The following is a 26,769-nucleotide window of genomic DNA, read 5'->3' as shown; positions in this document are numbered from 1 at the left end:
GGGCCCGATAGGCGGCCACCACCGCGTCCGGGCGGCGGGCCCGATAGGCGGCCACCAGCGCGTCGGGGTCGGTGGCGCGGCGCGGCGGCGGTGGCGAGGTCGGCCTCGGTGGCCGTGACCTGGCGTCCCGTCGGCACGAGGTAGAGGTTGGCCTCGTCGGCGTTGTGTCCGATGAGGAGATCGACTCCGGCGGTGCGGCCCGCGGCGACGGCGGGGGCGGCACAGGAACTGGCCTCGCCGCCCGCGGGCTGACCAACCGTGAGATCGGCGAACGGCTGCTGCTCTCCCCGCGCACGGTCAGCTCTCACCTGTACCGCTCCTTCCCCAAGCTCGGGGTCACCGCCCGGTCGCAGCTGCGCGACCTCGTCGAGGACGCCGGCACCACCGGGACGAGGTGAACCGGGCTCCGGCGGCCGGCGACGTCCTGTCGCTCTGACGAGAGCGCGTCGAGAGGCGCGCGTGGCAGGATCGGGATGACGTGGCCCCCCTCTGGAGGAGATCGACAATGTCGATGAACCCGGGCACCGCCTTCGACCATCGGACCGGCGTGGAAGCGTTCTGCGAGAAGGAGGACGCGTGACAGCGGCACGAGTGCTGGTGGTCGGTCTCGATCCCGCCAAGATCCAGGGCTGGGACCCGGAGCCGGTCCAGGCGGCGCTGGCACGCGGTCAGGCCCGTTTCGACGATCATGGCATCGAGGCCGAATGGTGCCTGGTGGCACTCGACGAGAACCCCGAAGGCGCGATCGTGGAGGCGCTGACCCGCGAAGACTACGCCTGCGTGGTGATCGGGGGCGGCATCCGCAAGCACGAGCCGTTGCTCGAACTCTTCGAGAAGGCGGTCAACCTGGTCCGGCGGCACGCGCCCGACGCGGCCATCGCCTTCAACAGCGGCCCCGAGGACTGCGCCGACGCGGCTCTGCGGTGGCTGCGGTGATGCCTCGTGTCGTCACTGACGTACGGGCCCGAAGCGGTCGGTCGCGGTGTAGCCGGGGTCGGCGGCGTTGATCCGGATGTCCGGCAGCGCCTTCGCGTACTGCGTCGTGAGCATCGTCACCGCGGCCTTCGAGGACGTGTACAGCGGTGCGACGAACTTCGACTCCACCCGGTCCGGGTCCTGGGTCAGGGCGAGTGCCCCCATGCCGCTGCTCACATTGATGATCGCCGGACGCTCCGACTGCCACGCTGCGTCGCGAGGAGCTCGCCGACCTCGCGGGCGTTTCGGTGGACTATGTCGTACGGCTCGTGCAGCCGCCCCGCGACGGCTTGATCAGCGACCACATCCCGCCCGGGGTGCAGCGCGTGCTCACCCACAGGCCGACGCCCTGGGCGCGACACATCTACGTGGCCCGTATCCTGGGCTCCACACTTTTTCGTCCAGCCTTCCTCAATCCGCATCGGCGTAATGACGTGAGTGATTTCTCAGCTTCCGGGCGGTCGCCCGACGGCGACGAGATCGACCGGAAGACTTCTCAGAGGTCTGGCGACTCGCGGATTCGGCAGAGCGGGTCGGCGCCGCTGACGGAGGATTCCGTCGATGCTTGAGGCGTTGGCTGAGCTGCGGCGGGACGCGCCGCTGGTGCACGGTATGGCGGTGACGGCCGTTGAGGTGCCTGCGGACGGTGTCGTAACGGGGGGCGGCGACGGGGCGCTATGCGTATTCGGTGCCGACGGCAGGCTGCGGCGGCGTTGGGCGGCGCATGTATCCCAGAACGGCACCGGCTCCTCCGTTACCGGGCTGGTGATCGTCGGCGATCTGATGGTTTCCGCAGGCGACAGCTCCATCGCCGTGTCCGACCGCCGCAGCGGAGACGTACGGTCGCGCCTGACCCTGGAGTACTCGGTCGGGCGCATCGCGGTGGCGCCGGATGGCGAACACCTGGCATGGATTCGTCGCAGTCCTGAGGGTGTCGCGCTGGGGCGGCTGAGCGGCGACGAGGTCGTGCCGGCCCGGGAGTTTCCGTCGCCGTACGGGGTGGCCTGGGACGTCTGTTTCGATCCGACGGACGCCGCCTTTACCTCGGCCACGGCGCGAGCGGCGTGGCCGCCATCGACACGACGACCGGCGCGGTGGAGCGAGACTGGTTCGCATCCCCGGATCCACACGGCGGCGGTGAGGTCTACCGGGTCGCCCTGGCACCGATCGGCGGCATCGTCGCTGCCGGCAACCGCGACGGCACCGTGACCATCTGGAATGCCGATACGCGAACACTTGTGCGCCACCTCACCGACGACGCACACGACGGCCAGCACCCCAACTCGGTGCAGTCGTTGACGATCTCACCGGATGCCACGCTGATAGCCGCCCGGGGCGTCACCGACGTGCGCATCTGGAACCTGGACAGGGGCGGCGGCTACCGGCGCCACAAGCTCCGGCATACGCACCACGGCGTCTGCCGGTTGGTCGACGGGCGCGGGATCTGGATCAACGAACCTGCCCCCGGCGCGGTCGAACTCAGAGACGCCGACACGTTCGCCCGCCTGGCCCCGGCCACGCCGACGCGGCCGGCACCCGACGGTGACGTGCTGGCCCTGGCGTTCACCCCGGATGCGACCCTGCTCGTCGGCGCCGCCGACCTGACGCGCTGGCAGCCCACCGAGCCCGCACTGGTCCAGGTGGACAGATCGCGCCAGGTGACCGGCCTGGCGGTGTCCGCCGACGGGCGCTACACCGTGCACGTCACCCAGGCGAAGAAGGTGACGGTCGTCGAGGACGGCGCCAAGCCGCGTACCCCGCGACCGGCCAGCCGGCTGCCGCTGACCCGCGGCGTGGCGGCGATCGCGTTCCACCCCCACCAGCCGTGGCTGGCCGTCGCCGGCGGCGACAGCACCGTACGCATATGGGACCTGCCCCGCGGCACCGAGACCATGTTCGACGTGACCGCGGTCAAGCCGCGATCGGTGGCCTTCTCCCAGGACGGCCGCTACCTTGCCGTCGGCAGCACCGGCCGGGTCACGTTCGTCTACGACCTCGACCAGGGCGCGCTACTGCACAAGGTCCAGCCCAGGTCACCGCGCCGGTCCGATCCCGACGACACCTGGCCGTCACGCTACGGCCCGGTTCACGCCGTCGCGTTCGCCCGCGGAGGGCGGTTGCTCGCGGCAGGCAGCGAGGACGGCTACGTGACCCTGTGGGATACCGTCACCGGCAAGCTCGTCCACGAGTTTCGCGCCCATCGACCCGACGAGCCGTTCAGCTATGGCTGGGCCCATAGCGGGCTGTGCGCTCTCGTCGTCCATCCCGACGGCGAGCACCTCGCCACCGGCGGCGGCGATCGGCGCATCGCCGTGTGGACCCTCGACGGCGAACGCACGGCCGAGTTCACCCGCGACGCGACCGTGCGCGCGCCCGCGGTCTCGGCCGACGGCGCGCTCCTCGCCGCCTCCGGCCACGACCGATGCGTCGGCATCTGGCACTGGAGGAACTCGGCTGCCACCTGACCAGCCTCTCCCGCCTCGCGGACGCCTCAGGCGGCGGCTTGGTCCGGGCTCCAGAGCCAGTTGCGCCGCTCGTAGAGGGGCTTGAAGCCCGCGCGGAGCATGTTGTTCAGCGAGGGGTTGGCGGATCCTTCGTCCGGCAGGGCCGTCTCGGAGATGAGCCACCGGCAGCCGGCCTCCGCGGCAGCGCGGGCGCGCGCCGCCAGCAGGGCGCTCTGCGCGCCCCGGTTGCGGTAGGCGGGCAGTGTGGCCCCTCCCGAGAACGCCGCCGCCTGTCCGAGGAACGACACGTACCCGGCGGCGACCATGTCATCGCCGTCCCATGCGGCGAAGGCCTGTACCTGATCATGCCGCGCTACCGAGACGAACATATCCGTCAGAGCGCCCTGCGGCATGCCGAAAACGTCCATAAGGAGTGAAGCCGCCTCGCTTGCCTGTCGGCTGTCCACGGCGCTGATGCGCAGATCGGACGTCCCGGACTGGAAGTCCTCGACCGGGCAGGCGAGCTTGACCCACTGTGTACCGGCCGTGAGGCCGTTCGCGGCGCAGATGCGCTCCCAGTCGGGCGGCAGCACCGAGGGAGCGAATTGCAGGTTGGCGCCCGGACTCTTCTGCTCCCGGAAGAAGTCACACACGTCGGCGATGAGATCACCGGTGACCGGTTCGGCGAATCCGAAGCCGAGCGCCTTGTTCCAGAAGCCGCCGACCGGGTCATCCCGCATGGCCAGCAGCACCCCTCCGCCGACGCGTGCCGAGGCCATGCCGAGCGTGGCCTTGACCGACGCCGGCGCCCCGTCCAGCAGGAGGAAGAGGTTCTCCGCTTCGGCTGACTCCGCGATCTCACTCAGCCTGTCGTCATGCATGACTTTCCCCCTGTGAATGGTTATGTATGGACCGTTGACCGTAGGCGGCTCCGGTGCTCACTTGGAAGTTCACTTTCTGGCCCATCTCATGTTTCCTGCGTCGCGTAGCGGACTGGCCGCGCTCAGCCCGTCTCGACCCGAAGGTCCGTGCCTCCGGCCGTACGCGGCCCTGGCCGGTGAGCCAGGGCCGCGTACGAGTTCCCGCGCCCATCACCTTGCCGAACGCCTTACGGAAGGCTCCCTTACGGAAGGCTCCGAGAATGGCGCTTGTCGTCGGTGAGGCTCCGCGGATACTGGACGTTCGGGAAGTCCCGTCGGGCCTGCTGGAACTGCTGCTCCCACTCATCCGGCCAGCCGAACGCGCTGGTGGCCAGCGGCTTGAGGTTCACCCCCGCGGCGCCACTCCAGAAGTGCACGAACTCGCCCCAGTTCAGGTCGCGGGCGTACTCGCCGTTGTACTGGGGGAAGTGCTGAGCGAGCAGTTTGAAGTAGGTGGAAAGTACGGCGGACTTACCGTGGTCCTTCCAGATGGGATAGAACCAGTCCTTGAACCAAGCGGACTTGGCCCGAGGATAGCCGTCCGTGTCGTCGATCTTATCCGCGTACCAGCGCTCGGCGTCAGCCGTCAGTCCGGCACCTAGAAAGGCGTCGTAGACGTAGATGTCTGCCCACTTGCTGTCCTCCCAGATCGGGAAGGACGGCGAGTTGTGCACGCCGTTCGAACCGCCTTCGACGATGTGCGCCATCTCGTGTGCGACCACGTCCCTGGTGTTGTTCTTGTTCTCTTCCCAGCTGGTAGCGGTCACGTCGATCTTGTTCCGGTAGTCGGCATCCGAGTCGAAGACCCCGTGGATGTGTCCGGCGACACCTCCGCCTGGATTCGGATGGAGGACGGCGGCCAGCCGGGGGTTGCTGAAGCTGCCGTAGTTCGACTTGGTGTACTGCCACAGCTTGCGGACGTAGTCGTTGACCCATGTCTGCGACCGGTCGAAGTCACTGGTGCTGTAAATGGCGACGTCGTTGTCGTAGTACATCCGGGTCAGCGACTTGTCGTGCTCGTGCCAGTGCTCCTTCCAGGTTGCGGGCAGCCCTGGGTCGCCGGTCGTCGCGTTCGCGGTGTTCGAGTAGGCGGACGTGCCCGCGGTGTTCTCGGCGCGTACCCGGTAGTGGTACTGGGTCGTGCCGCTCAGTCCGAGGTCGTGGTAACGGGTCGTTCCGACCGCCAGGCTCCTCGACCAGTTCCAGGTGCTGCCGTCGGCCGACCGCTCGATCCGGACGGACTTCTCCCAGCGGGAGTTGTCCTTCCAGGTGAGGATGATCTGGTCGCCGGAGACTGCCCGAGCCTGCAGGCCGCTCGGCGCCTCCGGGAGAGGCGGGGCAACGGGGGTGCCGACGCCGAAGAGGCCCCACTCGGCGAGCTGAAGGTCGGGAGAGCCGTTGGTGGCGGTGATGTTCAGCCGGTAATGGCGGTACGCCGTGGTGTTGGCGAACGAGAAGGAGCGCTGTCGGAACCGCCCTGAGAACGCCTCATTCGCACGGCTGTCGAGCGTTACCCACGTCGTACCGTCAGCCGACCCCTGAAGAGACCAGCTGCGCGGATCACGCAGTGGGGCGTCATCGGCGGAGGTGATGCTGTAGCGGTTGGCGACCGCCGCCGTGTCCAGTGCGTACCGCAGCCACAGGGTGTCGTGAGTGGTGTGATACTTGCTGTAGACCGTCTGGTCGATCGCCTGGTCTCGCCCCTGGCTGTCGGACTTGTCGTACTGGTCGGTTATGGTGCCCGGCATCTGCATGAGATTCCGCGCACTGCCGTTGTCGTCATTCCCGTCGCCCACGACGGTGGTCACCGGGGCAACGTTGGAGTAGGCCGTGGTGAGACCCCCTGCGGCGACCGCGCGTACCCGGTAGTAGTACTTCTTCCCGGCCGTCAGACCGGTGTCGGTGTAGAAGTTGATGTTGGCGCCGGTGGCGGCCAGTGGTGTGAAGGCGGTCCCGTCGATGGAGCGCTCGATCTGGAAGCCGGTCTCGGAGTAGCCGGTCTCCTCGTTGGAGTTGTCACGCCAGGTCAGATCGACCTCGCTGGTGGTGACCGCCGTCCCCAGCAGGGTGCTCGGCGCTTGCAGCGCGCGGTCGCCGCCGGCCCACAGCTCCCATTCGGCGAACTGCATATCGGCGGCACCGTTGGTGCCGGTCACGGCGAGCCGGTAGTAGTCGTAGGCGGTGGTGTTGGGCATGCTGTAGCCGCGCGTCATGCCGCGCCGTTTGAACGTCTGCCCGGTCCGGGTGTCCAGCGTCGTCCAGGTCGCGCCATCGGCCGAGCCCTGCAGGGTCCACTTGCCCGGATCACGGTCGGCGGCGTCATCCGCCGAGGTGATCGTGTACCGGTTGACGATGGCTCTGGTCGGGGACCGGTACTGGACCCAACCCAGCGATGGCTCGGAACGGAATTTGGTGGTGGGGCTGTTGTCGATCAGTTGTGTGTGCCCGTACTCGCCTTCTCGCGGGTACTGGGCGGAGATCGTGCCGCCGTGGTCGGTGAGATCCACCGCGGTGCCGTCACCCACCAGGGCGGTGTTGGAATAGACCGAGGTCAGACCGCCTCCGGCGACCGCGCGTACCCGGTAGTAGTACTTCTTCCCGGCAGCCGCGCCGGTGTCGGTGAATCTGGTGGTGTTGGCCGCGGTGGTGGTCAGCGGCGAGAAGCTCGTTCCGTCGGTGGAGCGCTCGATCTGGAAGCCGGTTTCGGCGTAGCCGGTCTCGTCGTTGGAATTGTCCTTCCAGGCCACATCCACCTTGCCGGAATCGACCGCCGTCGCCAGCAGGGTGCCCGGCGCCTGTAGCAACCGGTCGTCGACCCACAGCTCCCATTCGGCATACTGCAGATCCGGCGAACCGTTGGTATCGGTCACGGTGAGCCGGTAGTAGTCGTAGGCGGTGGTGTTGGGCATGCTGTAGCCGCGCGTCATGCCGCGCTGTTTGAACGTCTGTCCCGTCCGGGTGTCCAGCGTCGTCCAGGTCGCGCCATCGGCCGAGCCCTGCAGGGTCCACCTGCTCGGATCACGCTCGGCGGCGTCATTCGCCGAAGTGATCGTGTACCGGTTGACGACGGCCTTTGCCGGGGAGCGGTACTGAACCCATCCCCACGATGACCCGGAGAAGTACTTGGTGGCCGGATCATTGTCGATGAGGCGCAGGTGGTTCTCGGACTCTTCACCTGGATACTGGGCGGTGATCGTGCCGCCGTTGTCGGAGATGTCCACCGCGGTGTTGCCGCTCACGAAGGCGGTGTTGGAGTGGACCGAGGTCAGACCGCCTTCGGCGACCGCGCGTACCCGGTAGTAGTGGTTCTTCCCGGCTGCCGCGCCGGTGTCGGTGAATCTGGTGGTGTCGGCCGCGGTGGTGGTCAGCGGCGAGAAGCTCGTTCCGTCGGTGGAGCGCTCGATCTGGAAGCCGGTTTCGGCGTAGCCGGTGTCGTCGTTGGAGTTGTCCTTCCAGGCCACATCCACCTTGCCGGAGTCGGCCGCCGTCGCGCGAACGTCGCTCGGCGCCTGTGGCACGCGGTCGCCGCCGGCCCACAGCTGCCATTCGGCATACTGCAGATCCGGTGAACCGTTGGTGCCGGTCACGTCGAGCCGGTAGTAGTCGTAGGCGGTGGTGTTGGGCATGCTGTAGCCGCGCGTCATGCCGCGCTGTTCGAACGTCTGTCCCGTCTGGGTGTCCAGCGTCGTCCAGGTCGCGCCATCGGCCGAGCCCTGCAGGGTCCACTTGCTCGGGTCACGGTCGGGAGCGTCACCCGCCGAGGTGATCGTGTACCGGTTGACGACGACCTTGGAGGGGGAACGGTACTGGACCCATCCCCACGATGACCCCGAGAAGTACTTGGTGGTGGTGTCGTCATCGAAGAGGTTCGGGTAGTTCTCAAACCCAGCACGCGAGTACTGGGCGGTGATCGTGCCGCCGTTGTTGGTGATGTCGGTGCCCACGTTCGCGCTGACCTGCGGTGCCGTGCCGACCAGAAGGCCGGCGGTGAGGATGGCGACAACAGGTAACGCTACCCACTGGCGGGTGGTTCTGCTCCGGAGAACCGGATAGGGCCTCACGTGTGAAGTCCTTTCTGAGGCCAGGCGAACTCGGCCGGCCCCATGTCAGAGATGACCGGAAATACTGAAGTACCGCCACGGCTGTATCGGACTCCCATCACGTCCGATGGGCGCCGTCGAACAGCGCTCGGTGATTCTGGGGCGAGGCGGTGCTCACCGCAAAGCTCGATCCGTTGCCCAAGCACTGCCCGGCTGCGCCCAGTGGTGCGCTCGCTTGGTCTCGACGCGGCACCCGCCTGCCGGACACCGCGCTCATCGGTCCGATGCGCCGGCACGCGCGTCGAACCAGGCGACCAGGCCTCTGTCCTATCTCGGTGCCGGTTCTGGGCATGGTGATGCCACGGTGGCGCCATCTCGGCAGAGGTGATGAGGGCCGCGCGGGACCGCGCGAGAGGAGCTCAAGCGAGGGCTGCCTCGCGAGCGGGGTGAGGTGGGGGAGGGTGGTGCCCGATCAGGCAGCCGGTTATCGCGAGTACTCGCGGTTGAACAGTTTTTTCGACCAGAGGTATCCGCCAAGGGCGATGAGGGCGCACCAGGCGAGCGCGATCCATGCGTTGTTCCCGATCGGCTTGTCCATCAGCAGGCCGCGCAGGGTTTCGATGATCGGCGTGAACGGCTGGTACTCGGCGAACCAGCGCAGCCCGGCCGGCATGGAGTCGGTGGGGACGAACCCGCTGCCGAGGAAAGGCAGCAGAACCAGCGGCATGGGCAGGTTGCTCGCGGTCTCAACGCTCTTGCTCACCTGGCCGAGCGCGACGGACAACCAGACGAGTGCGAAGGTCACCGTCACCAGGAAACCGGCCGTGGCCAGCCACGCGCCCAGCCCGGCGACGGGCCGGAAGCCGACCAGCAACGCCACGCCGATCACGATCGCCAGGCTGAACACCGCCTGGATCACGCTGCCCAGGACGTGTCCGGTCAGCACCGAGACGCGGGCGATGTGCATGGTGCGGAACCTGGCGATGATCCCTTCGGTCATGTCCATGGCGATCGAGATCGCGGTCCCCTGGACCGTGGCCGTCACCGTCATCAGGATGATCGCGGGCGCCACGTAGTTGGCGTACTCGGCCCGCCCGTGGGCCGCGCCGCTGTGCATCGGCCCGCCGAGCCCGGCGCCCAACGTGCCGCCGAACACGTAGACGAACAGCAGCAGGAAGACGATGGGCATCCCGACGAGCATCACGGTCATCGACGGGTAGCGCAGCATGTGCTTGAGGTTGCGGCGCAGCATCGTCGCCGAGTCGCGTAGCGGATGGAAACGCGGGCCCGCCGGAGCCGGGCCGGTGAAGGCGTGGGTGCTCATTGAGTGGTCACCTTCTCGTTGGTGGAGTTGCCGGTGAGGGCGAGGAAGACGTCGTCGAGATCGGGGGTGTGCACGGACAGCTCGTCGACCTCGATGGCCCGGTCGTCGAGCCGGCCGATCAGGGCCTTCAGCGAGCGCAGGCTGCCGTCGCTGGGCACCCGCAGGGCGAGCGCGTCGTTGTCGCGCGAGGTCTGACCCAGCACGCGCATGGCCGCGTCGAGGCGCTGCGGGTCGGCGAACCGCAGGCGAACGTGTCCACCGGGGATGCGGCGCTTCAGTTCCTCCGCGGTTCCCTCGGCGACCATCCGACCATGGTCGAGGACCGCGATCCGGTCGGCCAGCTCGTCGGCTTCCTCCAGGTACTGCGTGGTCAGGAAGATGGTGACGCCGCCTGCCACCAGGTCCCGGATGATCTGCCACATGTTCCGGCGGCTGCGCGGGTCCAGTCCGGTGGTCGGCTCGTCGAGGAAGATCACTCGCGGGCTGCCGACCAGGGTCATCGCCAGGTCGAGCCGCCGCCGCATGCCCCCGGAGTAGGTCGATGCCGGCTTCCTGCCCGCCTCGGTCAGGTCGAACTGTTCGAGCAGCCGGGCGGCGCGCCGCCGGCCTTCGCGCCGGGCGAGGTGGTGCAGATCCGCCATCAGCAGCAGGTTCTCCGTGCCGGTGAGCAGGTTGTCCACCGCGGAGAACTGACCGGTGACACCGATCGCGGCGCGCACCGCGTCCGGTTCGCGGGCCAGGTCGTGCCCGGCGACCTGGACGTCACCGGCGTCGGCACTGATCAAAGTGGACAGAATCTTGACCGTGGTGGTCTTCCCGGCGCCGTTCGCGCCGAGCAGCGAGAAGACCGTTCCCTGTCGCACGTTCAGATCGAGACCGTCGAGCACGACCTGGTCGCCGAACGATTTCCTTAGCCCGGTCGCGGCGATCGCCGGCCGGGACTGCTTGATGGTCATGGTTTCCCTTTCTCCAGGGCCAGAAGTGGATCAGGAACGGCGGATGATGACGTCGCCGTAGGAGGTGCGGCCGCGCACCTCGACGGTCTCGTCGGCCTCTTCGGGCCGGGTGGCGTTCTCCAGCAGGTTGCGCATGTGCCCGAATCCGGTGTTCACCGCCAGCCAGGCGGCGGTGCCCTCGGCGATGCCGATCTCCAAATCGCCCATGGCGGTCTCGAGCGAGACCGAACCGCGGGCCACCTCGCCCAGGCGGATGCTGCCGTTGGACGTCTTCGCGTTAACACCGGCGCCGGCCCGCTCGACCCGGATGCCGCCGTTGGCCCCGCGCACCCGCACGTCGCCGGTGACCACGTCGATCGTGGTGTCGCCGTTGGAGTTCTTGACCACCGCGGTGCCCTCGACCTCGCCGATCTGGACCTTGCCGGACCCGGTGGAGATCTCGGCGTCGCCCGTGATGCCGTCGGCGGTGACGTGACCGGCCGACGTGTCCAGGCGCAGCGGGCCGGTCCGTTCGAGCCAGAAGTTCCCGGCGGAGGTCTTGAGCCCGCACTCCCCGAGCCGACCGGCACAGCGGAAGTCGCCCACCTGCATCTCGGCGGACACCCGGGAACCGCTGGGAAGTTCGATGGACACGTCGACCGACCTGGTCTTGCGGGAGAAGTCGAAAACGCGCGCCTTCGGACCGGTGACCCGGAGCATGCCGTTGGTGTAGTCGACACGGACCTGCTGAGCGGCCTCCACGTCGGACTCGTCGGCTTCGTCGCTCGGGCGGACCTCGACGACGGTGTCGGTCCGGTCGCTCGCGGCGATCCGCACGTCGCCGACGCCGAGTTCGAGCGTGACGGAAATCGGTTCGGGCGTCTCGTAATTGGCATGGCTGTCTCCACATCATGGGTAGGTGAGCCGTCCCCGCAGGTCGGGGACGTGGTGTGAGGAAAGCGGGCGGTGCGGCTAGCGCACCCAGCCGGTGAAGCCCTGCTTGGTCCGTTTGCCGGTGCCGCGGGGCTCGGGACGCTGATCGCGATCGGACCGCTGCAAGGCTGCGGCGGCCGCCCGGACCAGCCAGGCGTTGACCGAGCGCCCCTCCTTGGCCGCGGCCTCCTCGATCGCGGCCTTGAGCTGCTCGGGCATGCGTACGTTGATCCGCGCTGCGGGGCCGTCCTCGGCGATCAGCAGATCGATGTCCGGCGCGCCGGCTTCCGCCGCCGCGGCGTCCTCGGCCGCGAGCTCGAGCGGCTCCGCGGGTGGCGAGGTCACGACGAAGTTCGGCTCGCGACCGCGCAGGCGCAGCTCCACCGAGCCCGGAGCCAGGTCCCGGGTGATCTCGTCGGCGGCGGCCGACAGCGCGTCCAGCAGCGTCATCCGGATCGCCGACTCGAGCGACCCGGTCAGGCGCTCGACCAGCGCACGCGCCTCCTCACCGCCGGCTTCGGCAAGCGTGGCGAATTCACGTCCGAGGTTGCTCACATACGAGGTCAAGTCCATGGTGCCACTTTGGCACACTCATGGCACCAACACAAGTCATCATGGCTCAGCAGAGGTGGCACATATGGCACCACTTGGCGTGTCCGGATGAGAATGCGCAGGTCAGGCGTTGACGGGGTTGTTCCTCCAGGTAGGCATTTCGTGACGGCACTGTGGCTCTACTCGAACTCGACGGCGAGCCACATGAGCGGCTGGGCACCGCACGGCGCCGGCTCTGGCTGGGTCTGTCCGGCGTGGAGCGGCTTGCCGTGCGGCATGCCGTACCGGCCTGATCACCGGCCCGGCTCCCCCATGAGTCCCCGACCTTTCAGCCGCTTTTACCGCTTTACCGCTTTACCGCTTTACCGCGGGAGCAGCGGGAGCGCCGGGAAGGTGTGGTCCTGCCACAGCAGCCGCGAGCTCTCTTCCGGGTAGGAGGTGACCGTCGACGGGGTGTCGATGAGCTGTGCGAGGCGCTGGTCGGCGTCGTACGGAGGCCAGCCCGGGTCGCCGTGAGCGGCGAACGCCGTCCACGCCCTGCGGATCTGCGCGGACAGCTCCTCCGCCACCGGGGAGGGCGGGTCGCCGATCAGCATGGCGGGCTGTCCGCTGCTCAGGTTGCCGAAGAGGAGCGGCACGTCCAGGCCGTGGCAGGCGCCGAGGGCACCGCCCAATCCCGGGGCGGACCAGGTCAGTTCGTAGAGGTGGGCCTGGCCGCCGCCGGCGATCTGCGCGTCGGCGAGGTGAAGGCTCGGCATGCGGAACAGCCAGTCCGCGTTGACCAGTTCGTACAGCTCTTCATCGGCCGCGGCCGGGAAGGCCTCCCGGTATCGGCGTGCGCCGTCCGGGCCGGGGGCGAGCAGGTGCAGAGCGGTCTCGGTCTGCTCGTGGGTGACCTGGCCGAGCACGCCGTCGATCAGGCTGAACAACCGGTGCTCGTCACGAGTGTGCCCGACGAGAAGTCCGACGTCCCGGGCGGCGCCGTCAGCCAGCGCCTGCCAAGGGGTCGCCGGCAGGACGTCACCGTCGACCACCGGTGAGAACAAGATCGGCCGGTGTGTGATCTGCCCCCAGCGCTCCCGCCATTGGACCGTCTTGGCGAAGATCGCGTCGCCCGCGGCGGGCAGCCGGGCCGGAGCCACCGCCGACAGGCCGGATACCGTGGGCCGTACCCCCAGCTCGGCGGCGCAGGCGGCGGCGATGTCGGCGGCCAGCTCTGGGGAGAAGAACGTCCCCGGCACGCTCTGCGCGACCGCCCGGCGGAAGAGCCCGGCGGCGCGCGGCATGGCGAGCAGCGCGGCGACCGATCCGCCACCCGCCGACTGCCCGAAGACCGTGACCCGGTCCGGATCGCCGCCGAACACCCGGATGTTGTCCCGCACCCACTGCAGGGCCGCGACCTGGTCGAGCAGTCCCCGGTTGGCCGGAGCTCCGCCGATCTGCGCGAAACCCTCCATACCGAGACGGTAGTTGAGGGTCACGACCACGGCTCCGCTCCCGGCCAGATGCCCGGCGTCGTATTCCGGGAGGCTGGAGTTGCCCATGACGTAACCGCCGCCGGGGATCCACACCATCACCGGGAGCCCTGACGCCGGATCCGGTTCCGGTGTCCAGACGTTGAGCGTCAACCAGTCGTCGCCGGCGACGTCCTGGGACACCCCGAGCACGCCGGACTGCGGGGGCGGCGGGCCGTACGTGTCCGCCCGGCGCACACCGTCCCAGCTGCGCACCGGCTGCGGCGCGGCGAACCGGAGGGCGCCGACCGGTGGCTCGGCGAACGGGATGCCGCGGAAGACCGCCAACCCCGCCTTCCGGCCGCCGCGGAGGACGCCGGCCGCCGTGCGGACTTTCGGCTCGGACTCGGACGGCTTCCTGGATGCGGTCACGGCCACTTTGCGGTTTCCTCTCCCTTCCGGCTCGGCCGAGCATCCCAATGCGCGCCGTCTGCGGGCAAACCATTTAGGGGGCAGTCCTGCACATCGCGCCGGTGCGCGTCGCGGTGGGCACCGAGGCGCGGTCGGGGTACCCCGTATCGGCCCCCCGGGGCTCTACCGGGCGGGCGGGTAGCCGCGCGTCCGGTGCCGCCCGAGCGCCGCGAAACAATCGCCGTGCTGGCGGAGGGGGTGCCGGATCAGGTGCTCGGTGGTGAGACCGGACCAGTCGCACGCAGGTGTCGGGTCAGGAACTGGGCCGCACGCTCGAGGGCTTCGTCGGCTTCGTCGAGGACGCCGGCGAAGGACTGGAACACGTGCGGCACATCCGCGGTGATGTCGAGCGTCACGCTGACGTCGGCGTGTGCGGCGCGGCCTGCCATGCGCGTGGAGTCGTCCAGGAGCACCTCGTTACCGCCGACCTGCAGCAGCATCGGGGGGAACCCGGTCAGGTCGGCAAGCAGAGCCGGGCTGGCCAGTACCTGGCGAGGGTCCTCGCCACCCAGGTACATGGCCGCGATGGACTGGAGGTACTCCCGAGTGAAGATCGGGTCGAGGCCGGCTCTGGTGTCCATGCTGTCCCCGCTTCCGGTGGCGTCGAAGGCCGGGGAGAAGGCGACGATCGCTGCGGGCAGCGGGAGTCCCTGGTCACGGGCGGCCAGGCAGGTGGTCACCGTGAGGCCGCCGCCGGCAGAGTCGCCTACGAACGCCATGCCGGCCGGATCATGCCCGTCGTCGAGCAGGACCCGGTAGGCGCTGAGCGCGTCATCGATCGCGGCCGGGAACTGGTGCTCCGGAGCAAGCCGATAGTCCACCGAGTACGACCGGAAGCCGGTTCTCGTCACGAGGGCACCTGTGATCGAGAGGGCTGTTTCCGGGGAACCGGCCACCCAGCCGCCGCCATGGAAGTACAGGATCGTGCCGACGCCTTCGCCGACCGCGTCGGCGTCGACCTGCAGAGCGGGCCTGCTGCCGAGCATCGTTTTCCGGATGCGGATGGTCTCGGGCACGATCATCTGAGCCATCATCGCCGCGAAGCGGGCGCGGGATGCTTCGATGGACCGGTCGCCTGCGGACTCACCGCTGATGCGCGACCAGCGCAGTATCGCGTCAACTCGAGCGCGCTGTTCGCTACTCATGCGATCCGTTCCCTTCGGTCTCGGTCGCGCCCCGCGGCAGTCTCGGTCGCGCCCCGCGGCTGCGGAGACTCTTCGTGCAGCCACGCGAATTCGTCGGCGTACTGGCGCTGAACGGCATCGGGGCGGTCGTCGCCGAGGTGGTCGTTCCCGACGTCGTACCCTTTCCGGTTCAGGTCCCAGGCCAGGAATCGGTACGAGGGACGGTAGGTGGCCAGGATCTCCGGGTCGACATCGAGGCGAGCGCCGGGGATGGTCGCGCTGAGAGTGTCTTTCTCGTAGATCGACGTGACCCGGACGATTCGCCAGCGACCGTCGGGGCCGCGCCGCGCGCGGTATTGGGAGCGGCAGGCGGAGGCGATGTCGGCCTCGACACCATCTACGTCGATTCGTCGTTCGATGACGAGCGGGAGTTCGAGGAGTGCACGGTTCCCGTGCAGGCGAACGGCCGGCGGGCTGAGCCGGTGGACAGCGAGGTCGCCACGCCCGGCCATCGCACGGGTCGCCTCGACGAAATCTGCACCGGTGCCGGAGAACCAGCTCATCTCGACAAACGCGTCGTCGGCGAAGCAGTCCGCCATGTCGTCATACCAGCCGCGGTCCCGGCTCTGCCGCTCCCGCAAGACCAGTTGTGCGACGTCGAATGCGCTCATGACTGCTCTCCTTCCCGTTCCGTGCCAGGTTCGGGCCTCGTCTGCTGTTCCGAAGACCTGCTCGAGCAGGCCTCAGTCCTCGACGCCACGCGCGATGACGGTCCCGGTGAGGCCGATGCCGGCCAAGGCGGCCGTGACGACATCGTCCGGGGTCGTGCACGGACGCGGGTTGAGGGCGTGCAGAACGTCACCGAGGCGTCGTGCGCCGCTGACGGCGCGCGCGGTAGTAGGTGCGGCGTCGATGCCGAGGTCGGTCATGGCCGTGGCGAAGATGTCCATGTCCAGCAGTTCGACCTCGGTCAGGTGCGCCACGGTCGCGCCGAAGTCCGCGGGGCTACGTGTCGGGAGCAGTTGCAGCGCCCTGCTTGACCCGCTGCCGAGCTTCGCCGCTTCGACGAATGGGATCGGGTCGATGCCGCCGGCTGTCAGCAGTTCGATGACGTCGGCGACGTTCGCCCGGTTCATCATCAACAGCGTGTTGTTGATCAACTTCGCGAGCTGCCCGGCGCCGTGAGGTCCAAGGTGGAGCACATGGGCGGAGAAGGACCGGAACACGGATTCGCAATGCTTCACAACGGCTGCTGGGCCGCCGACCAGGGTGGTCAGGGTGCGCGCTTCTGCGCCGGCGCGGGCACCGCTGACCGGTGCGTCGAGGAACTCCACACGACGGTCGGCGCAGAACGCGGCAAGATCCTTCGCGGTCTTCGGGGTGCCGGTTCCGTGGTTGACGATCACCGAGCCCGGGCGCAGGTGGTCGGCCAAACCGCCGGTGACCAGGCCGCTGACATCATCGTCCGTGCTCACACACAGGCCCACGATGTCGCACGCGGCAGCGAAATCCGTCAGATCCTCGTGGCCGACATGGCAGACATCTGACAAGGCTGCCAATGAATCCGGACGACGCCCCCAGGCGTGCATGGGGTACCCGGCGTCGGCGATCGCGATGGCCATCGGCAGGCCCTGGTCACCCAGACCGATAAAGCCGACGGTAGGAAGATCGTTGTCTTTCACTTATTCACCAGGCCTTTCTTCACCATACTTTCTGCGGCGGCGACGATCGCTTCTTCCGGATCGCGCGACGTCCACCCCAGCACGCGCCGCGCCTTCTCATTGGAGGTCTTCTTCGCGTAGCCGAGGTCGGGCGCGATGGATCGGAACTGCGGGGAGAACACGGAGGCGATGCGCACGATGATGTTCGGAACCGTCCGGGTGGGCACGTTCCTCGCCGCCGCACCGAGTCGGGCTCTGATCGTTGCGCCGATGTCCTTCATCTCGACCGCCGGGCCGTTCGACAGCAGGAACCGCTGCCCGGCGGCATCCGGAGTCGTCATCGCGAGAATGTGTGCTCGTGCCACGTCACGGACGTCGACGATCGGGAAGAACAGGTGCGGAAATGCGGGCATCCCGCCGTTGAGAATGCTCTGGATGAGGTGGTTCGAACCGGACACATCATTGCCCATCACCGGTCCCATGACGGCGACGGGAAGCATCGTGACCAGCTCCATCGGGCCGGTCGTCCCTTTCATGAACTCCCACGCGGCCTGCTCGGCCAGGGTCTTGCTCTTGCCGTACGCGTCGACGCCGGGGCCGTCGAGCACGGTCCAGTCGGCCTCGGTGAAGACGCGGTCAGTGTGGGGGTGACCCCAGCTGACAGCGTGGAACGCCGAGGTCAGCACCACCCGCTCAACTCCGGCGTCCCAGGCGGCGCGCAATACACGCAGCGCCCCCTCGCGTGCCGGGACGATGAGGTCGTCCTCATCGTCGACGTGGCCGGGTTGCACCGGCGATGCGACGTGCAGGACGAAATCGACGCCCTGCATGGCCTCCGCCCACCCACCGTCGCGCATCAAATCCGCGGCGACAAAGCTCAAGTTGTGTTCATTCACCATTCCCGCATCAATGAGAACGGAACGCACGGACGCCTCCCGCGTCAGCGAGCGAACCGTGGCGCGAACCTGATATCCCGACGCGAGCAACTGCAGGATGCAGTGCCCCGCGATGAAACCGGAACCTCCGGTCACGAGAACGCGGGTGGTCATGTGCTTCTCCGAATCGTCAGGGTTGCCGTGGGATGCCACTCTCGGCGCTCCCAGCTGGTGCTGCCAGTACTCTCCGGATCCTGGTAGTCCGGCGACCACCCTCGGAACGAACATCGCGGTATATCGTGAAGCGTGACCAATTCGCCGAACCCGCTGGGCGACTTCCTCCGTGCCCGCCGCGAACTGGTGACACCGGAACAGGCCGGCATCCCCACCGGCGGCGTGCGCCGCGTTCCCGGGTTGCGACGTGAGGAAGTCGCCATGCTCGCCGGCATCAGCAACGAGTACTACCTACGACTCGAGCAAGGCCGATACCGAAACCCTTCCGCACAGGTACTCGAAGCCGTCGCGCGCGTGCTGCGGCTCGACGACGAGAGCGTGACGTACCTCCTGCAACTCGCCGCCGAGAAGAGCCGCACCGGGCGTCGGCGCCCACGACAGGAAACCGTGCCATCCGGAGTACAGAAGTTCGTTGCAGCCCTTCCCATGCCCGCGTTCGTCGAAGGTCGCTACCTCGACGTCCTCGCCGCCAACGCCCTGGCATCCGCCATCTCGCCCCGGCTGGTCGCCGGCGCCAACCGGCTCTACGACGTGTTCCTCGACCCGGACGAACGCGACCTGTTCATCGACTGGGACATCGCCACGGAAGGACTGGTGGCTGCCTTCCGCCAATCCGTCGGAACGAGACTCGACGACCCACGCGCCGTCGAACTCGTCGGCCAACTCTCCCTCGCCAGCCCACGCTTCCGCCGGCTTTGGGGACGCCACGACATCGGCGGCCGACGAGGCGCGATCATGCGCCTTCAGCATCCGCTCGTCGGCGAGCTGCACCTCAACCGCGAAAAGCTGATCGTGGGTGAAGCCCAGAACTTGACCATTGCCGTGTACCACGCCGACTTCGGTACCGAGGACGCCGACAAACTCGCTCTGCTTGCCTCAACTGCGGTCACCTCAACACGAGACCATACGTCGCCGGGCAGAACGAAAGACCGTCCCCATCGCTGAGCGCACCTTCGAGGGTTTTTGTCGACGCGGTCCGAGGCCCTCATTTTCGGGCTCTCGAAGCCGATCCTCCACCGCGTTGTGTTGCTCAGCGATGAGAGAAGACCGAGGCGCCGTCCGCCAACAGCGGCCCAACACCCTTGAACCGCAGTGCGACGTGGATCCTTTACCAGTCCATCACGGGCGCCACCGCCAGGTCGACCTCGATGACTCACGTGTGGGCGCGGTGTCCACCTGGACGAGCACGATGCCGCGGCCCCACACCGGTGAGTTGACCAGCCGGGCGAATACCTCGCCCGATGCTGTGGTTAACCCGCTCTGATCAGCGCATTTGCGTACGAGCACGGCTCCGCCTGCCCCACCAGCCCCGTGCCGTCGCCTCGTACAGATAAGCGGCGTTCTCATGCCGTACCGTTCACCCGGAAAGGTGCGTCCGTTCTGTGCGATGTTCGTGATCTCAGCAGTCAGATCATCGCAGGTCGGAGGCACCCAAGTCCTTGCGGCGCCGGTCGGGACTGGACAGGCCCGTAAGCGGGGGCGGGTCGCTCCAGCGGCCATGGAGTGTGGTTGGCCGGCCAGCTCGCGGGTCAGGCCACACCAGCGCGATGGTGGAGAACTTCCCCCGCGGCCGGGCCGGCAACGGGTGCGCCGTCACGGTCCTGGACCGACGCGGCGGTGACGATCACGCACAGGAGCAGTCCGAGCGTGTCGACCGCGACATGCCTGCTTCCAGGTCTTCATGCGTTGAAACGAGACGCCTTCCTCAAGGTCAGGGCGCATGCCTTCATGGCTGATGTCCAGCGTGAAGGTCCTCGGCCGTCCGCCCTCTTCGCTTCCGGCATGCCCTGCTCGGACAGCAGCACGAGCTGAGCCCGCCGCCGAGCCACCACTGACCCGAACTGCGACGGATGATCGCAACAGACGTCTGCCCTCGTCTTCGCCGATCTCCCGAACCCGTGCACTGTGCCACCCGCCTGGCCTGGCGGCCCGCCGCCGCCCGAGCCATCACCCGGGCAGCGCGTCACATCACAACAGGGCGGACACTGCCCTGATTCGGCACTAGAGGGTAAGTACGATCTTTCCCCGGGCGTGGCCGGTCTCGCTCAACTGGTGCGCCGCGGCCGCGTTCTCGAGGGTGAAGGCGGCCGCGACCGGCACGGTGAAGCGGCCCTGCTGGGCGAGGGCGGCGGCCGCGGCGAGTCCTTCGACCGCCTGCGGGTCTGCTCCGGGGCCCGCCGAGCGTGATAGGTGGACTCCGTACTTCGCGGCGTTCAGGTCGGCTACGGTCACCACCCGGTCCGGGCTTCCGGTGAGGTCCACCAGATCGGGCAGCGAGCCGGAACCGGCGCAGTCCAGGACGACGTCGACTCCGTCCGGTGCCAGGGCGGTGACCCGCTCGCCCAACCCGGGGCCGTAGGTGGTCGGTGTCGCCCCCAGCCCCGTGACGAACTCGTGGTTGTGTGCGCTGGCTGTGCCCAGGACGGTCGCGCCGCGGGCCGCCGCGAGTTGGATGGCGACCGTGCCGACCCCGCCGGCCGCGCCCTCGATCAGCAGGGTCGTGCCGGTGCCGACCTTCAGCCGGTCGAGGGCGCGCGTGGCGGTCTCGACGTTCGCGGCCGCGCCCCCGGCCTGCTCCCAGCTCAGCGCGTCCGGCTTCAGCGCCCAGGCTGCCAGGACGGCGTACTCGGCGTTCGCGCCGCCGAGCTCCGCGAGATCGACGATGCCGAAGACCGCGTCGCCCGGCCGGATACCGGAAACCCCTGTGCCGACCTCGTCGACCACACCCGCGGCATCCACGCCGAGCACGTGGGGCAGGCGCAGCGGCATCATGTCGCGGAATCGGCCCGAGCGCAGGTAGCAGTCGGCGGGAGTGACGCCCGAGGCCTGTACGGCCACCCGGATGCGGCCCGGTCCCGCGTGTGGTTCCGGTACGTCGGCGACCTCAAGGACGCTTGCTGGACCGTACTCCGAGAAAGTCAGTGCTCTCATGGCACCGGACGCTATCGGAACACCCCGTCCGTTTAGCTAAAGTGAGAGCGGTGACGAACCGTTTACCTCACTCCCTGCGCTACTCCCTGCGCTCCGATGCCCGGGACAACCGCGAGCGCATCCTCGCCGTGGCCCGCACGACGTTCGCCGAGCAGGGGCTGGACGTGGCGATGCGCGAGATCGCGCGGCGTGCCGAGGTCGGCCCCGCGACCCTCTACCGGCACTTCCCGACCAAGGCGGCTCTGGTCACCGAGGTCTTCACCGAGCAGATGGCGGCCTGCACCGCCATCGTCGACGAGGGGCTGGCCGATCCGGACCCATGGCGCGGCTTCTGCCGGATGATCGAGCGGGTGTGTGAACTGCACGCACGGGACCGGGGCTTCTCCGCGGCGTTCGTCTCGGCATTCCCCCATGCGATCGACTTCGCCGCGGAACGGGAGCAGGCGCTGGGCAAGGTCGCCGAACTCGCCCGCCGGGCCAAAGCGGGGGGCAAGCTGCGCCCGGACTTCGTCCTGGACGACCTGATCATGGTGCTCATGGCCAACAGCGGCATCCGGACCACCTCGCCAGCCGCCGCGGCGGCCGCCTCCCGGCGCTTCGCCGCGCTGCTGATCCAGGGCATGCGGGCCGAGCCGGCCATCCCACCGCTGCCCCCGGCGGTCCGGCTGCCGCTGGCGGTTGTGACCTAGTGGCGCATCAGGCAGCGGGCACCGAGGACGAGCGCCTACGCACAGCCGTCAACAGGGCGAACGTCGCCTGATCCTCGACCAGATGCTCGGGTACGTCCAGTGCCGCAACGCCCAGCAACGTGGCCGGCGGTAGGGGGGTGGCCCCAGCTTGGCTGCCGTCCGGGTGATCCCCTCCATGAGCAGGGGCACCTTGTCGGGGGTCCAGACGACGACGTGGACGTTCAGCTTCGCCACGCCGTCGAAGCTGCCGCCGGCCTCGGCCAGGGCAGTGGCGATGTCGAGGTAGCACTGCCCGACCTGAGTGGCGAGGTCACCTTCACCGACCGTGACCCTCTCAGCGTCCCAGGCGACCTGCCCGGCGATGAACACCAGCTTCGACCCGGTCGCGATCGACACCTGCCGGTAGACGCCGATTTCCGGGGAGAGTGGCTACTGACATGGAAGAACGCACTTCTCAGTGTCTGGGGAACCTCATGGTGACCAAGCAGTTCAGCGGCTCGGTCGAGGACGCGGACCTGCGGCGCGCGGACTCACTGGGGCGGGAGATCTTCTCGGACGTCGCCAACAAATGGGCGCTCCTGATCATCGAAGCCGTGGGTGACGGCACCCTGCGCTTCAGCGAGCTGCGCGACGAGGTCGAGGGCATCAGCCACAAGATGCTCACCCAGAACCTGCGCATGCTGGAGCGCAACGGCCTGGTCGAGCGGGAGGTGCACCCCACTGTGCCGCCGCGGGTCGAGTACTCCCTCACCGAAGCGGGCCTGGCCCTGCGTGTGACCATCGATGGCATGTGCAACTGGACCCGCCAGTACCTCGGTCACATCGAGGAATCCCGGCGCCGTTTCGACGCCTGACTTCCCGCATCAGGAAGCGCCGGATGCCGGTTCTACGGTGTTCGGAGGTCGTTGAACCGCGTCCGCGCGCGGCGATGACGCACAGACGGCGCAACACAACCCAACCCCGGTCACCCGCAGCTACTTTTCCCGTATCGCCAGGGCGAGAACGCGCGAGCCGCCGACACCTCAACCGTCGGCGGCAAGGCGGTCCAGCCACTCCCTCAGCAGATGCTGCTCCGCGCTGCTGAGGGGCGTCTGTTCAGGCAGTGCGGCGCGCAAGGCACGGGCGGCGCCTGCCGGGCCCGCGTCCTGCACGGCCGGCTGTTGGCTGGTGACGGCGGCGACCATGGACTCCCGCAGCGCGGTCAACAGAGCCTGGTCGCGCCGGTCCTTGGGCAGCGACAGCCAGGTGAGCACTGCGCCGCGCGCCGTGGCATGGATGATCTGGGCCGCGAGTTCCTCGTCGACGCGGAGCCAGCCGCCGGCGGCGAGGCGCCGGATACGGCCCATCAAGATCTCCATGCCGGCCTTGAAGGCGGCCGAGGTCGCCCTCGCAGGTTCGCTGTACATCAGTGTGTACAGCGCGGGATTGGACAGACCGAACTCGACGGCGACGTCCCAGCCGGTTCTCAGGTCCTCGATGGGGTCCCGCGGGTCGGGGTCGACGTGCTTGGTGGCGAGAAACGCGGCGAAGCCGTGCTCGGCTACCGCGTCGAGCAGCCCGTCCTTGTCGCCGAACAGCCGGTAGATGGCCGGCGGCTGCAGGCCCGCCGCGTCAGCGACCGCGCGGGTGGTGACCGCGTCGCGCCCCCCACGCGTCAGCAAGTCGATGGCGGCCTCGATCACGCGCTGCCGGGTCTGTTCGCGACCGATGGCTGCAGCGTCGGAAGCGCTGCTCCCGCTATGGGAACGAGGTGACATGTATCAACGATACCGCAGAAGAAGTTCCATCGTTAGTATCAGTGATACAGTGGAAATGTTTCCAGTGGAATCAGATCGTAGAGGAGCATCGCATGTCTGACAGACTGCGGATCATCGCATTGGAAGAACACGTCGTCCTGCCCACGATCATGCAGGCGTGGTCGCGGTCCGGGGTGCCCGAGCTGCCGAACTTGGGGTTCGGCGACAGCGCCGTCGCCCAGCGACTGCGCGACACCGCGGACACGAGGCTTGCGCACATGGACGACCAGGGAATCGACGTGGCAGTGCTGTCGATCTCGACACCGGGCGTGCAGAACCTGCCTGACTCGGATGCTGTCGCCGTGGCCCGCGACACCAACGACCAGCTCGCGGAGATCGTGGCCGGCAATCCCGACCGGTTCCAGGCGTTCGCGGCGATCCCAACACAGTCGCCGTCGGCCGCGGCCGCGGAGCTGGAGCGGGCGGTCACCAAGCTGGGCTTCCCGGGCGCCATGCTGTACGGGCGCACCGGATCCAAGCTCGCCGACGACCCCGACTACGACGAGCTGTACGCCGCTGCGGAGCGGTTGCGGGTTCCCCTCCACTTCCACCCGCAGATGCCTGTGCAGGCGGTGCTGGACGCCTACTACTCGAACATCGGCCCCATCGGGACCGCGCTGGCAGGGCCTGCGATCGGCTGGTACTACGACCTGGGCGTGCAGTACCTGCGGATGATCTTCTCCGGCGTCTTCGACCGGCATCCCGATCTCCAGGTGATCGCCGGCCACTGGGGAGAGGTCGTGCTCTTCTATCTCGACCACACCGGGTTCTTCGCCGACGCCGGTGGCCTGGCCCGCCCGCTCGCCGACTACTTCAAGCAGAACTTCTGGGTCGCCGGTAGCGGCACCGTCAGCACCCGCTACCTCCGCTGGACAGCCGAAGTCGTGAGCACCGAACGGATGCTGTACTCCACCGACTACCCCTTCACCTACGGGTTCCGCCCCGCTGGCTTCCCCTTCGTGGACACCAGCGCCGGCGTCGCCCGGTCTTTCCTGGAGAACGCCCCCTTCACCGACGAGCAGAAGGCCGACATCGCGCACCGCAACTGGGAACACCTCACGTCCGGCGCCAAAAACGGCGCTGTACGGTCGTCTTCGGCTCGTCGACGAACGTGACCTAGACCGTCTCTCGCGAGGAGATCCGCCCATTCCCAGGACTGGAAAAGGGTGCCACCCTAGTGAGTGACACCCTGCTCGACCAGCGAGAATCTGGTCGGGACGACAGGATTTGAACCTGCGACCCCTTGCCCCCCAGGCACATCAGGTGGGGGCGGGATCACGGCCGATTCCCGCCCCTACCTGGGGTTATGGTCCCATAAGGTCTTCTGGAATCCATGGCCGTCCGGGGCGATCGTCACTCAGTTAGTCACCCAGCATCGGGGCTGTGGTCTGGGGCTGCTGCCACACGTCGCGACCGTTACTCCACAGCTCGGAGGCGTGGTACGCGAACCGGTCGAAGAGGCCGTCCTCCTGGTACCGGCGCAGGTGCAGCATCGGCGAGTCGTGCCCGACCAGCTTGGCGAGATGAGGCGTGACGAGCATTTCGGAGTCGAACCGGAACACGCTCATGGCGATGTGCTCGTCACCGTACCGGGCCTCGACTCCTGGGACGTCGCGTAGCTGCTCGATCTCCGACAGGGTGATCCGGATGCGCGTGGAGACCGTTAGTGGGACGTTCTCCACCTCCTCGCGGCGGCGGGTGACGTCGCTCTCCGGGTCGCCGATGAGGAAGCGGATCTTGCAGCCCTGCTGAGACTTCCGCTTGAGGACCTTCGCGAGGTTGGGGTGTTCCAGCCACAGGAAGTAGTTCGTGTAGCCAGCGAAGACGATCTCGTTGCGCGCCGCGTTGATGAGATTGCGCCAGATCGATTTCGGACATGCGGAACGATACGGATAAACGGTCAAGACTTCCTTGTCGGGTCCCGTTTTTACCGTATTGCGAATTGCGTCTGGCCATAACACGGCTGTCTCAACTCCTAGTGCCTCTGCAGCGGCCCACTGGTGCCGCAGGTGCGGAACACGAGTCTCGTCTTGCAACCAGCGTTCTACCGTCTTGACGTCCACCCCACACCGGTCGGCCAGGTCCTGGTTCATGACCTGGGCGTTCAGCATGGCTCGGCGTAGGGCGACGTTGGCCACGGTACACCTCGGTAGCTGAGGACGTCAGGGACGTTTTGAGCGTAACGCCGTAACGTCCTGGACGTCTCGATAACGCGGTGGGTTCGTCACTCGCAAGTAAGCACGCTGATCACATGTCAACGCCGGTGATTCTCGAAGACCTGCAAGCGGCCTTTCCGGGCTGGTGCATATGGCGCAGTTCCGCAGGGCGTCTATGGGCAACCCGGAACGGTCGCCGCCTATCCCCTCAGGAAATAGATCACGGACTTTGCCAGACCCTCGACGCCGACGACGTCGCCAAACTCGCCGAGCAGTTGAGGGAACAAGAGACGGCGGAGCGGACGCAATGACGGCTGCCTCGTCACGGGTGGGGTGCCGAGTCAAGATCGTGGACATGATGCACAGCCCGACGCGCACGCGAGCCTCCAAGGGATGGCTACTGGATCAGCGCGGGACCGTAGTAGGCGTGCTCCGTGACGGCACTCTGGCCTTGATCGAACTCGACGGCGAGCCACACCAGAGGCCGGGCAGACTACGGCGCTGGCCGATTCACTGGGACGACCTGCTGGTGTACACCATCCAAGCGGGACCAGACGAACAAGCTTGCAGCTACCGGCTGGGATTGTCCGGCGTCAAGCGGAATGCCGTGCAGCATGCCGTACCGGCCGACCGCCAGACCAGCCTGTGCGACGAACCAGTACAGCCGTTGCCCACCCTCGACTGGTCCCTGCCGTTCCTTCCCACGGCTACGCGAGCCTGCCCGGCCTGCGTCCGCCTGATCTATCAGTCCATAGACGAGGCGGCGGCACGCGTTGCCTACCGGCGTCATCAAGTGCGCTGAGAACCGCTCTGGCGATGTCACCGCCTTCTGGTGAAGTGGCCGGTGCATCCCACGGCCACTCTTCCCCCGCCCCCGATAGCTGCCCGATTGTGTGTCCCGACCGAGGTGTCAACTCCGTCTTCCAATGCCGTGGCCCTGCGGCTTCCACATGACCCCGCCCATGCCGCACAGACGGAGTTGACGCCGACCGAGGGACACGAACAATGCGGTATCGGGGTCGGGGGTACGGACCTCGACCCGCGAACCCTGTGTGATCGGAGTGGAGCGGCCGGCGCCCATGCGAAGCACCCGCTGGGGCCGCGAAGCGGTGGGGGCCGGCGGCGGAACGGCCACGATACTCAAGAGGTCCTTGATCATGACCTTGTTGATCGTTGCGCCGCCGTGGAGCGGGGGCGGTGCGCGCCGGGACCGGCCCTCAGGCCGCAGCCCGGCGCGCTGGCCGCCCGGAGCGGG

Annotated in this window: 25 protein-coding genes; 9 read left to right on the top strand and 16 right to left on the bottom strand. The window is 68.0% G+C overall.

The features are described from left to right. Positions 1 to 164: 164 nt before the first annotated feature. Positions 165 to 398, top strand: coding sequence for a helix-turn-helix domain-containing protein (locus DQW85_RS09725; protein WP_240197057.1), 234 nt, complete (start codon positions 165 to 167; stop codon positions 396 to 398). A 178-nt stretch (positions 399 to 576) separates the two neighbouring features. After that, on the top strand, positions 577 to 936 hold the full coding sequence (locus DQW85_RS09720; RefSeq protein ID WP_113700030.1) for a hypothetical protein: 360 nt from the start codon (positions 577 to 579) through the stop codon (positions 934 to 936). Between the two features lie 12 nt (positions 937 to 948). Here DQW85_RS09720 and DQW85_RS09715 read toward each other — a convergent pair whose 3' ends face one another. Beyond that, positions 949 to 1,152, bottom strand: coding sequence for an SDR family NAD(P)-dependent oxidoreductase (locus tag DQW85_RS09715; protein WP_275888189.1), 204 nt, complete (start codon positions 1,150 to 1,152; stop codon positions 949 to 951). 384 nt (positions 1,153 to 1,536) lie between these two features. Between DQW85_RS09715 and DQW85_RS46710 the strand changes: the two genes are divergently transcribed. Further along, complete coding sequence (locus tag DQW85_RS46710; protein ID WP_240197056.1) at positions 1,537 to 2,184, top strand: hypothetical protein; 648 nt, start codon at positions 1,537 to 1,539, stop codon at positions 2,182 to 2,184. After that, entirely contained in the window at positions 2,070 to 3,440 is a 1,371-nt protein-coding gene (locus DQW85_RS47905) for a WD40 repeat domain-containing protein (RefSeq protein ID WP_338043371.1), read from the top strand. The genes DQW85_RS46710 and DQW85_RS47905 overlap by 115 nt, the downstream gene beginning before the upstream one ends. 26 nt (positions 3,441 to 3,466) lie before the next feature. Here the strand turns inward: DQW85_RS47905 and DQW85_RS09700 are convergent, their stop codons facing one another. From DQW85_RS09700 to DQW85_RS09650, 11 genes are all read right to left on the bottom strand, one after another. Further along, positions 3,467 to 4,300 (bottom strand): GNAT family N-acetyltransferase, encoded by an 834-nt coding sequence (locus DQW85_RS09700; RefSeq protein ID WP_113700028.1) that lies wholly within the window; start codon positions 4,298 to 4,300, stop codon positions 3,467 to 3,469. Positions 4,301 to 4,542: 242 nt separating this feature from the next. Further along, positions 4,543 to 8,400 (bottom strand): fibronectin type III domain-containing protein, encoded by a 3,858-nt coding sequence (locus tag DQW85_RS09695; protein WP_113700027.1) that lies wholly within the window; start codon positions 8,398 to 8,400, stop codon positions 4,543 to 4,545. Between the two features lie 463 nt (positions 8,401 to 8,863). Continuing rightward, positions 8,864 to 9,703: an ABC transporter permease gene (locus tag DQW85_RS09690; RefSeq protein WP_113700026.1), complete on the bottom strand. Its 840-nt coding sequence runs from the start codon at positions 9,701 to 9,703 to the stop codon at positions 8,864 to 8,866. Further along, a complete protein-coding gene (locus DQW85_RS09685; RefSeq protein WP_113700025.1) occupies positions 9,700 to 10,659 on the bottom strand; it encodes an ATP-binding cassette domain-containing protein in 960 nt (319 codons plus the stop codon). The genes DQW85_RS09690 and DQW85_RS09685 overlap by 4 nt, the downstream gene beginning before the upstream one ends. Before the next feature lie 30 nt (positions 10,660 to 10,689). Next, complete coding sequence (locus DQW85_RS09680) at positions 10,690 to 11,475, bottom strand: DUF4097 family beta strand repeat-containing protein (protein WP_240197055.1); 786 nt, start codon at positions 11,473 to 11,475, stop codon at positions 10,690 to 10,692. Between the two features lie 135 nt (positions 11,476 to 11,610). Further along, positions 11,611 to 12,144, bottom strand: coding sequence for a ribbon-helix-helix protein, CopG family (locus DQW85_RS09675; RefSeq protein ID WP_113700023.1), 534 nt, complete (start codon positions 12,142 to 12,144; stop codon positions 11,611 to 11,613). 341 nt (positions 12,145 to 12,485) lie between these two features. Then, positions 12,486 to 14,009, bottom strand: a complete 1,524-nt coding sequence (locus tag DQW85_RS09670; RefSeq protein ID WP_113700032.1) for a carboxylesterase/lipase family protein — start codon at positions 14,007 to 14,009, stop codon at positions 12,486 to 12,488. Positions 14,010 to 14,254: 245 nt separating this feature from the next. Next, on the bottom strand, positions 14,255 to 15,193 hold the full coding sequence (locus DQW85_RS09665) for an alpha/beta hydrolase (RefSeq protein WP_113700022.1): 939 nt from the start codon (positions 15,191 to 15,193) through the stop codon (positions 14,255 to 14,257). After that, positions 15,190 to 15,843, bottom strand: a complete 654-nt coding sequence (locus DQW85_RS09660) for a nuclear transport factor 2 family protein (RefSeq protein ID WP_113700021.1) — start codon at positions 15,841 to 15,843, stop codon at positions 15,190 to 15,192. The genes DQW85_RS09665 and DQW85_RS09660 overlap by 4 nt, the downstream gene beginning before the upstream one ends. A gap of 72 nt (positions 15,844 to 15,915) precedes the next feature. After that, entirely contained in the window at positions 15,916 to 16,854 is a 939-nt protein-coding gene (locus DQW85_RS09655) for an NAD(P)-dependent oxidoreductase (RefSeq protein ID WP_205315009.1), read from the bottom strand. Continuing rightward, complete coding sequence (locus DQW85_RS09650) at positions 16,851 to 17,882, bottom strand: SDR family oxidoreductase (RefSeq protein WP_113700020.1); 1,032 nt, start codon at positions 17,880 to 17,882, stop codon at positions 16,851 to 16,853. Before DQW85_RS09650 ends, DQW85_RS09655 begins: the two co-directional genes overlap by 4 nt. A 132-nt stretch (positions 17,883 to 18,014) precedes the next feature. Here DQW85_RS09650 and DQW85_RS09645 point away from each other — a divergent pair, with 132 nt between their 5' ends. Then, the gene (locus DQW85_RS09645) at positions 18,015 to 18,887 is read left to right on the top strand and encodes a helix-turn-helix domain-containing protein (RefSeq protein WP_113700019.1); all 873 of its coding nucleotides are present in this window, start codon (positions 18,015 to 18,017) and stop codon (positions 18,885 to 18,887) included. A gap of 1,056 nt (positions 18,888 to 19,943) precedes the next feature. Here the strand turns inward: DQW85_RS09645 and DQW85_RS09635 are convergent. Further along, positions 19,944 to 20,873 carry an NADP-dependent oxidoreductase gene (locus tag DQW85_RS09635; RefSeq protein WP_113700018.1) on the bottom strand — a complete coding sequence of 310 codons (930 nt, stop codon included), beginning with the start codon at positions 20,871 to 20,873 and terminating at the stop codon, positions 19,944 to 19,946. Between the two features lie 50 nt (positions 20,874 to 20,923). On the opposite strand from DQW85_RS09635, the gene DQW85_RS09630 reads away from it, so the two are divergent. Beyond that, the gene (locus DQW85_RS09630; RefSeq protein WP_113700017.1) at positions 20,924 to 21,562 is read left to right on the top strand and encodes a TetR/AcrR family transcriptional regulator; all 639 of its coding nucleotides are present in this window, start codon (positions 20,924 to 20,926) and stop codon (positions 21,560 to 21,562) included. Positions 21,563 to 21,610: 48 nt separating this feature from the next. Here the strand turns inward: DQW85_RS09630 and DQW85_RS09625 are convergent, their stop codons facing one another. Then, positions 21,611 to 21,958 carry a RidA family protein gene (locus DQW85_RS09625; protein ID WP_338043370.1) on the bottom strand — a complete coding sequence of 116 codons (348 nt, stop codon included), beginning with the start codon at positions 21,956 to 21,958 and terminating at the stop codon, positions 21,611 to 21,613. 77 nt (positions 21,959 to 22,035) lie between these two features. Here DQW85_RS09625 and DQW85_RS09620 point away from each other — a divergent pair, with 77 nt between their 5' ends. Continuing rightward, on the top strand, positions 22,036 to 22,416 hold the full coding sequence (locus tag DQW85_RS09620) for a winged helix-turn-helix transcriptional regulator (protein ID WP_113700016.1): 381 nt from the start codon (positions 22,036 to 22,038) through the stop codon (positions 22,414 to 22,416). A gap of 168 nt (positions 22,417 to 22,584) precedes the next feature. On the opposite strand, the gene DQW85_RS09615 is transcribed toward DQW85_RS09620, so the two are convergent. Continuing rightward, the gene (locus DQW85_RS09615; RefSeq protein WP_240197054.1) at positions 22,585 to 23,244 is read right to left on the bottom strand and encodes a TetR/AcrR family transcriptional regulator; all 660 of its coding nucleotides are present in this window, start codon (positions 23,242 to 23,244) and stop codon (positions 22,585 to 22,587) included. A 167-nt stretch (positions 23,245 to 23,411) separates the two neighbouring features. Here DQW85_RS09615 and DQW85_RS09610 point away from each other — a divergent pair, with 167 nt between their 5' ends. Then, the gene (locus DQW85_RS09610; protein WP_113700014.1) at positions 23,412 to 24,473 is read left to right on the top strand and encodes an amidohydrolase family protein; all 1,062 of its coding nucleotides are present in this window, start codon (positions 23,412 to 23,414) and stop codon (positions 24,471 to 24,473) included. 246 nt (positions 24,474 to 24,719) lie between these two features. Here DQW85_RS09610 and DQW85_RS09605 read toward each other — a convergent pair whose 3' ends face one another. Beyond that, entirely contained in the window at positions 24,720 to 25,496 is a 777-nt protein-coding gene (locus DQW85_RS09605) for a hypothetical protein (protein WP_113700013.1), read from the bottom strand. Between the two features lie 469 nt (positions 25,497 to 25,965). Between DQW85_RS09605 and DQW85_RS44355 the strand changes: the two genes are divergently transcribed. Continuing rightward, on the top strand, positions 25,966 to 26,316 hold the full coding sequence (locus DQW85_RS44355) for a hypothetical protein (RefSeq protein ID WP_162794864.1): 351 nt from the start codon (positions 25,966 to 25,968) through the stop codon (positions 26,314 to 26,316). Positions 26,317 to 26,769 lie beyond the last annotated feature (453 nt).

Origin of the sequence: Nonomuraea lactucae (assembly GCF_003313395.1) — a bacterium.
Classification (GTDB): Bacteria; Actinomycetota; Actinomycetes; order Streptosporangiales; family Streptosporangiaceae; genus Nonomuraea; species Nonomuraea lactucae.
This window is presented reverse-complemented; position numbering and strand designations above follow the sequence as displayed.